This is a genomic window from uncultured Pseudoflavonifractor sp. (genome assembly GCF_944387275.1).
Taxonomy (GTDB): Bacteria; Bacillota; Clostridia; order Oscillospirales; family Oscillospiraceae; genus Pseudoflavonifractor; species Pseudoflavonifractor intestinihominis.
In genome coordinates this window covers 1-8,353 of the sequence record NZ_CALXEG010000069.1, presented here as the reverse complement: position 1 = coordinate 8,353, position 8,353 = coordinate 1, and the positions used below count along the sequence as shown (strand labels likewise).

Annotated in this window: 7 protein-coding genes; 6 read left to right on the top strand and 1 reads right to left on the bottom strand. The window is 64.4% G+C overall.

What is annotated here, in order from left to right:
* Positions 1-280: 280 nt before the first annotated feature.
* Positions 281-1,003, bottom strand: a complete 723-nt coding sequence (gene yqeC, locus Q0K23_RS12510; RefSeq protein ID WP_294522886.1) for a selenium cofactor biosynthesis protein YqeC — start codon at positions 1,001-1,003, stop codon at positions 281-283.
* 165 nt (positions 1,004-1,168) lie between these two features.
* Here yqeC and tadA point away from each other — a divergent pair, with 165 nt between their 5' ends.
* The 6 genes from tadA to Q0K23_RS12475 all read left to right on the top strand — a co-directional run.
* Positions 1,169-1,939, top strand: a complete 771-nt coding sequence (gene tadA, locus Q0K23_RS12745) for a tRNA adenosine(34) deaminase TadA (protein ID WP_349232425.1) — start codon at positions 1,169-1,171, stop codon at positions 1,937-1,939.
* Positions 1,940-2,505: 566 nt separating this feature from the next.
* A complete protein-coding gene (locus Q0K23_RS12495; protein WP_294522884.1) occupies positions 2,506-3,075 on the top strand; it encodes a xanthine phosphoribosyltransferase in 570 nt (189 codons plus the stop codon).
* A gap of 295 nt (positions 3,076-3,370) precedes the next feature.
* Positions 3,371-4,603, top strand: coding sequence for a BMP family ABC transporter substrate-binding protein (locus Q0K23_RS12490; RefSeq protein ID WP_294522881.1), 1,233 nt, complete (start codon positions 3,371-3,373; stop codon positions 4,601-4,603).
* Positions 4,604-4,751: 148 nt separating this feature from the next.
* A complete protein-coding gene (locus tag Q0K23_RS12485) occupies positions 4,752-6,323 on the top strand; it encodes an ABC transporter ATP-binding protein (protein ID WP_294522878.1) in 1,572 nt (523 codons plus the stop codon).
* Positions 6,323-7,432 carry an ABC transporter permease gene (locus tag Q0K23_RS12480; RefSeq protein WP_294522874.1) on the top strand — a complete coding sequence of 370 codons (1,110 nt, stop codon included), beginning with the start codon at positions 6,323-6,325 and terminating at the stop codon, positions 7,430-7,432. Before Q0K23_RS12485 ends, Q0K23_RS12480 begins: the two co-directional genes overlap by 1 nt.
* The coding region (locus Q0K23_RS12475) for an ABC transporter permease (RefSeq protein WP_294522871.1) at positions 7,425-8,353 on the top strand (929 nt) is incomplete at its 3' end. The genes Q0K23_RS12480 and Q0K23_RS12475, both read left to right, overlap by 8 nt.

The window sequence follows — 8,353 nt, the reverse complement described above, 5'->3', positions numbered from 1 at the left end:
CAAAAGCCGCCATGGGGCAACAGGCGCGGAGGGCCCTTCCAGGGCCAAACGCGCCCGTTTCCCCCTGGTACCCCCTTCGGAGACGCGGCTTGCGGCGGCAAAATTCAATGAGCCGCCGTATTTGAAAGCAGTTACTATGCCGGTTTGGTGCCCTGTGTGTCGTTTCTCTCCTGCCCGAGCAGAGTTACCCGCCTAGGCTTGTGAGTCGCTGCAATCCAATCACCGTTCTCAATGCCGCACACAGTCTCTGCGTTGTGTTCCAGCCGCTGCCCCAATCACTTTATTTGAACCAGCTCATGCCGCCCTGTTCCTCTCTGGAGTAGGCGGTGATGACGGCGGGAATGCCCCGCTTGGCCAGCAGGGCGGCGATCTCCTCCGCCCCCCTGAGCCGCTCCTCGCTGTCGGCCTTGTTGAGCACGCAGCGGAAGGCCATGGCCTCCCCCACGCCCTTCCGGCTGCCCGCCGGGCTGGACAGGATGGCGTCCACGTCGGCGGGGGTGATCACGTGGTCCATATCGCACTCCAGCAGGGCGCACACCTGCTCGGGCCGGTGGCAGATGTCCCCCACCGTCCGGCCCAGGCAGTCCATGCCCGCCAGGGCCAGCACCGCGGCGGCCTGGGGCGGGATCACCGGCTCGTGGTCGGCGGGCGCCTTCAGGGGCCGCACCCGGGCCCCGTCGGCCTCGGCCAGCACGATATCCGCCGCCGCCGCACAGGCCGCCACGTCGCCGCCGGTCATCTTGTCCCGCCGGTCCAGCCGGCCCACGGTGAGGATGCCGTGCTTGGCCAGCAGCTCCCTCAGGGCCGCCGGGTCGCTCTCATCGGTCATAAACAGGCCGGGATGGGGCAGAATGTGGGTGGTGGTGGTGACGATGACCGTTTTCCCCGCCTCCCGGGCCTCCCGGGCCAGGGCGTACATGGTGGTGGTCTTGCCGCCGCCCCCCACCAGGGCGACAACCCGGTGGCGATCCATGTCCAGCCCCAGCTTATCCCAAAGTCTCATATATCTCTTTTTCTCCTTCCATTCCCCGGAGTCCCTCCGGGGGCCGTGGTGTCCTGTTCAGCATAGCACAAATCCGCCGGATTTACCACTGCTATCCCTTGCGCTGTATGGAGAAAATAGATAAAATAGAGTGCTGACACAACCCTGAGCGAGGAGGCGGAGGACATGGACCACGAGGACTATATGCGCCAGGCCCTGGACCTGGCCAGAGAGGCCATGGAGGCCGGCGAAGTGCCGGTGGGCTGCGTGGTGGTATGGGAGGGCCGGGTGGTGGGCCGGGGCCGCAACCGCCGGGAGGAGGACAGGGACGCCCTGGCCCACGCCGAGCTGATGGCCATCCATGAGGCCAATGAGACCCTGGGGGGCTGGCGGCTCCACAAGGCCGACCTGTACGTGACCCTGGAGCCCTGCGCCATGTGCGCCGGGGGCATTGTGAACGCCCGGATCCCCCGGGTGTGGTACGGCGCGGCGGACAGCCGGTTCGGGGCCTGCGGCTCCGCTCTGGACGTGTTCTCCGCCCCCCTGAACCACCGCCCCCAGGTCACCGGCGGCATTCTGGCGGAGGAGAGCGCGGCCCTGATGCAGGCGTTCTTCCAGCGCCTGCGGGAGAAGCGCAGGAAACCCGCCGCCCCCTGCTGCAACGAGACGAAAGGAGACGATTTGATGGAATTTCAGTACGAGGACAGCCGCATTTTCCTGCCCGACGGCAAGGGCGGGGTGCTGGCGGAGATCACCTTTCCCGACGGGGCCGACGGCGTGCCCGTCATCGACCACACCTTTGTGGACGGCAGCCTGCGGGGCCAGGGGGTGGCCGGGCGCCTGATGGAGGCGGCGGTGGCCGCCCTGCGGGCCAGCGGCCGCCGGGCCAATGTGACCTGCTCCTACGCGGTGAGCTGGCGGGACAAGCACCCCGAGGCCGCCGACGTGCTCCTGTGACCGGCGGGGCGGAGCTGCCGCTGCCGGAAAGATTTGATTCTTTTGTAACAATTCCACCTTATATTCTTAATATCCTGCTGGTAACATAATACTCGCAAGAGACAGCGACTTCTTTTCATTCTATCCTCCTATCCTTTTTCATGCCGGGCCGCGGAATTCCGCGGCCCGGCCCCCTTTTTCCCCCGCCGCGCCGCCACCGGCCCTCCATTACACCAACTTTACATAAAATCCAAAAAATTTAATTCTCTTGTAACATTTTCCTCTTTCTCTGTTAATAAGTCTCGGGTACTATAATACCTGCAAGAGACAGTTTCTTTTCATTTCATTGTATCCTCTTTCCTTCGGCAGGAGCCGGGCGTCAAGGAGCGGACGCCCGGCTTTTGTCGTTTTTCTGCTTTTTTCCCGGCTTTTTCCTGCCCTCCCACCTGTGCGCACCCGCCGCTGTTAAAATTTCTAAATTAAGATGACAAATGTCCGTTTTTTTGATAGAATATAGGCGGTTGAACTGGCGCCTCTTTTTCGCTACAATGTAGCTATCTATTTTTATCGGCAGGGAGAGCGTACTTATGAAGCTTTTGGAAGACCGTATCCGCCGCGACGGCAAGATCCGCAGCGGCGGGGTACTCAAGGTGGACAGCTTTCTGAACCATCAGATCGACGTGAAGCTGTACGGTGAGATCGGCAAGGAGTTTTACCGGCTGTTCGGCGACTGTGGGGTCACCAAGATTTTGACCATCGAGGCATCGGGGATCGGGATCGCCTGCGTGACCGCGCAGTTTTTTGATGTCCCCGTCATCTTCGCCAAGAAGAACAAGACCAAGAACATCGCCGGGGACGTGTACACCTCCAAGGTGGAGTCCTTCACCCACGGCAAGGTGTACGACATCATCGTGTCCAAGGAGTTCCTCCTGCCTGAGGACCGGGTGCTCATCATCGACGACTTCCTGGCCAACGGCAGCGCCCTCCAGGGCCTGATCAAGCTGGTGACCGACGCCGGCGCCACCGTGGTGGGCGCGGGTATCTGCGTGGAGAAGGCCTTCCAGCCCGGCGGCGACCTGATCCGCTCCATGGGCGTGCGCGTGGAGTCCCTGGCCCGTATTAAGAGTATGAGCGAGGACAGCATCGAGTTCTGCTGACCCCCTCCCCGCTCCCTATCAGAAACGCAATGGCTCCGGTCTGGTGCGCCGGGGCCTTTTCCCCTTCCCCCTGTTTTGCACCCCTGCTGCCGCAGACGGCCCCGCCGGGCCGTGATGAGCGGATGTTCTGAGTGAGACCGCCAGGGTGTCCTGTTGGCCGCGCTCCGCAGGAATTACCGGCGGAGCCGCAGCCGGGCCCCTGGCGGTCCGCTGTCTCCGCCGTGATTCATCGAGCTGTCTTTTTGTACGTAGGAATGAGAGAGAAACCCGCATGTTTTGAAGGAGGAACACAGCTATGAAGAAGAAATTGCTCGCCCTGCTCCTGGCCGCGTCCATGGTGCTGGCCCTTGGCGCCTGCGGCAACGACTCCGCCGACGGTGACGCCAACTCCCCCGCCCCCTCCGGCTCTACCCCCGCCCAGACCGACAGCCAGGGCAGCGGCGATACCGCCGGCATCCCCGCCGCCGACCTGAAGGTGGGCCTGGTGATGATCGGCGAGGAGAACGACAACGGCTACAACTACAACCACATGGTGGGCATGGAGGAGGCCTTTGCCGCCTGCGGCCTGGACGAGGACACCCAGCTGGTGGTCAAGCGCAACGTGGGCGAGGACGCCTCCTGCACCACCGCCATCCAGGAGTGCATCGAGGCCGGCTGCCAGATCATCTTCTGCAACAGCTTCGGCCATGAGCAGTTCATGATCCCCCTGGCCCAGGAGTACCCCGACATCCAGTTCTGCCACGCCACCGGCTATCAGGCCGCTACCACCGAGAACACCAACGACCACAACTACTTCACCAAGATCTTTGAGGCCCGCTACCTGGCCGGCATCGCCGCCGGCATGAAGGCCAAGGAGATCGGCAATCCCAAGCTGGGCTATGTGGGCGCCTACCCCTTCGCCGAGGTGGTCTCCGGCTTCACCGCCTTCTATCTGGGCGCCAAGAGCGTGTACCCCGAGGTGACCATGGAGGTCATGTACACCAACTCCTGGTCCAGCCCCACTCTGGAGGCCCAGGTGGCCCAGGCCCTCATTGACGACGGCTGCGGCGTCATCTCCCAGCACTCCGACACCACCGCCCCCGCCACCACCGCCGAGGCCAACGGCGTGTTCCAGGTGGGCTACAACGCCGACATGATCTCCGCCGCCCCCAAGGCCTCCCTGGTGTCCGCCCGCGTGGACTGGGGCGTGTACTACACCTTCGCCCTCAACTGCATGATCAACGGCGAGACCATCCCCGACGACTGGTGCCAGGGCTACGCCCAGGGCGCCGTGTACCTCTCCCCCCTGAATGAGGACATCGTGGCCGAGGGCACCGCCGAGGCCATTGAGGCCGCCGAGGAGAAGTTCCTCAACGAGGACTTCCACGTGTTCTCCGGCCCCCTGAGCGGCTACGCCTTTGACTCCAACACCGGCGAGAAGACCGAGGACTGGTCCCTGCCCGAGGGCGAGTTCTACGACGAGAGCGGCACCGCTTCCGCCCCCAGCTTCTGCTACATCATCGACGGCATCACCAACATCATCCAGTAACCGGCTCTCCTGAGCCGGGCAAGTTCCCAACGGAGCGGGTGGACGCTGCTTTCCCGCAGCTCCACCCGCTCTTTCCTCTGCGAGGAACCACAACCCCAGGCGGCGGACCAGGTCCCCCGCCATATGACGCGCAAGCGAGGTGAAGGATTTGGACGCCAATACAGCCATCCGCCTGAAAGACATCACCAAAACCTTCGGCCACGTGGTGGCCAACGACAAAATCAGCCTGGAAATGGACCGGGGCGAGATCCTGGCCCTGCTGGGCGAGAACGGCAGCGGCAAGACCACCCTGATGAACATGCTCTCGGGCATCTACTTCCCCGACGCCGGCCAGATCTGGGTGGACGGCAAGGAGGTCACCATCCGCTCTCCCAGGGACGCCTTTGACCTGGGCATCGGCATGATCCACCAGCACTTCAAGCTGGTGGACGTGCTCACCGCCGCCGAGAACATCGTCCTGGGCCTGGACCAGAAGGGCCGCCTGGACCGGAAAAAGGTGGCCCGGGAGGTGCGGGCCATCAGCGAGAAGTACGGCTTCGACATTGACCCGGACCAGAAGATCTACAACATGTCGGTCTCCCAGAAGCAGACCGTGGAGATCGTCAAGGTGCTCTACCGGGGGGCCAACATCCTCATCCTGGACGAGCCCACCGCCGTCCTCACCCCCCAGGAGACCGAAAAGCTCTTTGCCGTGCTGCGCAACATGAAGGCCGACGGCAAATCCATCATCATCATCACCCACAAGCTCAACGAGGTCATGGCCATCTCGGACAAGGTGGCCGTGCTCCGCAAGGGCAAGTACATCGGCACCGTCAACACCTCCGAAACCAACCCCCAGGCCCTTACCGACATGATGGTGGGCCACGCCGTCACCCTGGACATTGACCGGCCCATGGCCAAGTACCACGACCTGCGGCTGGAGGTCAAGGGCCTCAACTGCCGGGGCAGCGACGGCGTGAAGGCCCTCACCGACGTGAGCTTCACCGCCATGGGCGGCGAGATCCTGGGCATCGCCGGCGTGGCCGGTTCCGGACAGAAGGAGCTGCTGGAGGCCATCGCGGGCCTGCAGAAGGTGGAGTCGGGCCACATCTTCTACTATCCCCCCCACCCCAAGAGCGACATTGCCGGAAACCATGTCCCCGTGGACAAGGCCGGCGAGGAGCTGGTGGGCAAGAATCCCACCCAGATCCAGAAGATCGGCGTGTCCCTGGCCTTTGTGCCCGAGGACCGGCTGGGCATGGGCCTGGTGGCCTCCATGGACATGGTGGACAACATGATGCTCAAGACCTACAAGGCGGGCAAGGGCCCCCTGGTGGACCGGAAGGCCCCCAAGGCCCTGGCCGAGAAGCTGATCCAGGAGCTGGAGATCGTCACCCCCGGCGTGTCCACCCCGGTGCGCAAGCTGTCGGGCGGCAACGTGCAGAAGGTGCTGGTGGGCCGGGAGATCGCCTCCTCCCCCACCGTGCTCATGACCGCCTACCCGGTCCGCGGCCTGGACATCAACTCCTCCTACACCATCTACCGCCTGCTCAACGAGCAGAAGATGAAGGGCGTGGCGGTGCTGCTGGTGGGCGAGGACCTGGACGTGCTGCTGGAGCTGTGCGACCGGATCGTGGTGCTGTGCGGCGGACGGGTCACCGGCGTGGTGGACGCCCGCACCGCCACCAAGGACCAGGTGGGTCTGCTCATGACCCAGTCGGGAAAGGAGGCTGAGGCCTGATGACAGCCCAAGTGAAAGCGGCGGAGCACCGGGAACCCCTGGTGCGCATCGCCAAACGGACCGATATTCCCCGGGGAAAGGCCTGGGCCATCCGGGCCGCCGCCATCGTGCTGGCCCTGGCCGTGGGCGCCCTCATCATGCTCCTGCTGGGCCACAACCCCTTCCTGGTGTACGCCGACATGGTCCGGGGCTCCCTGGGCACCCAGACCGGACGGCGTGAGACCGTGAAGATCGCGGTGCCCCTGCTGGGCGCCGCCGTGGCCATCGCCCCCGCCTTTATGATGAAGTTCTGGAACATCGGCGCCGAGGGCCAGATCCTGGCCGGCGGCATCGCCGCCACCTACTTCGCCCTGTTCTGGGCCGACACCCTGCCCAAGGTGCCCCTGCTCATCGTCATGTTCCTGGCCGCCGCCATTGCGGGCGCCCTGTGGGGCCTGATCCCCGCTTTCTTCAAGGCCAAATGGGGCACCAACGAGACGCTGTTCACCCTGATGCTCAACTACATTGCCCTGGGCATCGAGCAGTACCTCCAGAACGGCCCCTGGAAGGACACCAAGGGCACCGGCTTCCCCATCATCGCCCAGTTCGCCTCCAACGCCCGGCTGCCCAAGGTGCTGGGCGTCCACGCGGGCTGGATCATCGTGCTCATCTTCGTGGTGCTCATGTTCCTCTACCTGCGGTACACCAAGCAGGGCTATGAGATCGCCGTGGTGGGCGAGAGCGAGGCCACCGCCCGGTACTCCGGCATGAGCGTGCCCAAGATCGTCATGCGCACCATGGCCATCTCGGGCGCCATCGCCGGCATCGTGGGCTTTACGGTGGTGTCCGGTGCGGACTACACCCTCAACGCCAACACCGCCGGCGGCGTGGGCTTCACCGCCATCACCGTGGCCTGGCTGGCCGGCCTCAACCCCATCATCATGGTGTTCATCGCCGCCTTCCTGGCCGTCCTCACCAAGGGCTCGGGCACCATCCAGACCAATTTCAGCATCCCCGCCTCGGTGGCCGACGTGCTCACCGGCATCATCCTCTTCGCCATGCTGGGGTGCGAGTTCTTCATCCGCTACCGGCTGATTTTCCGTGGAAAGGGGGAGCACAGCAATGGATAAAGTCCTCAGCTTTGTGGTGGCCGCCGTGCTGGCGGGCACGCCCCTCCTGTTCGGCACCCTGGGCGAGATCCTCACCGAGAAGTCGGGCAACCTGAACCTGGGCGTGGAGGGCATGATGTTCATGGGCGGCGTGGCCGGCCTGGCCGGGTCCTACTACTACGAGCAGGCCGTGGCCAGCCCCAACCCGGTGGTGTCCGTGGTCATCGCCATCGTGTGCGCCATTCTGTGCGCCGCCTTCGGCGCCCTCATCTACAGCGTGCTCACCATCACCCTCCGGGCCAACCAGAACGTGACCGGTCTGGCACTCACCATCTTCGGCACCGGCTTTGCCAACTTCCTGGGCGAGGCCATCGGCAACACCGCCTCCAGCCGCTACATGGCCGTGGGCAACGTGACCAAGAACGCCTTCAACTCGGGCATCCCGGTGCTCCAGGACCTGCCCGTGGTGGGCAAGCTCCTCTTCTCCTACAACTTCATGGTCTACCTGGGCATCGTGGTGGCCATTATCCTGGCCTGGTTCCTGGGCCGGAGCCGGGCGGGATTGAACCTGCGGTCCGTGGGCGAGTCCCCCGCCACCGCCGACGCCGCCGGCATCAACGTCACGGTCTACAAGTACCTGGCCACCTGCGTGGGCGGCGGCATCTGCGGCCTGGGCGGACTGTACATCGTCATGAACTCCGCCAACGGCGTGGGCGGCGTGTGGGTCCACAACTGCGTCAACGGCAAGGGCTGGATCGCCGTGGCCCTGGTCATCTTCGCCACCTGGAGCCCCGCCCGCGCCCTGCTGGGCTCCCTGGTGTTCGGCGCCCTGTCCGTCATGCGGCTCTATGTGGCCCTGGGTATCCCCGCCCAGATCTACGACATCTTCCCCTATATCGCCACCGTCATCGTGCTGGTGGCCGTCAGCATGCGCCGCAAGCG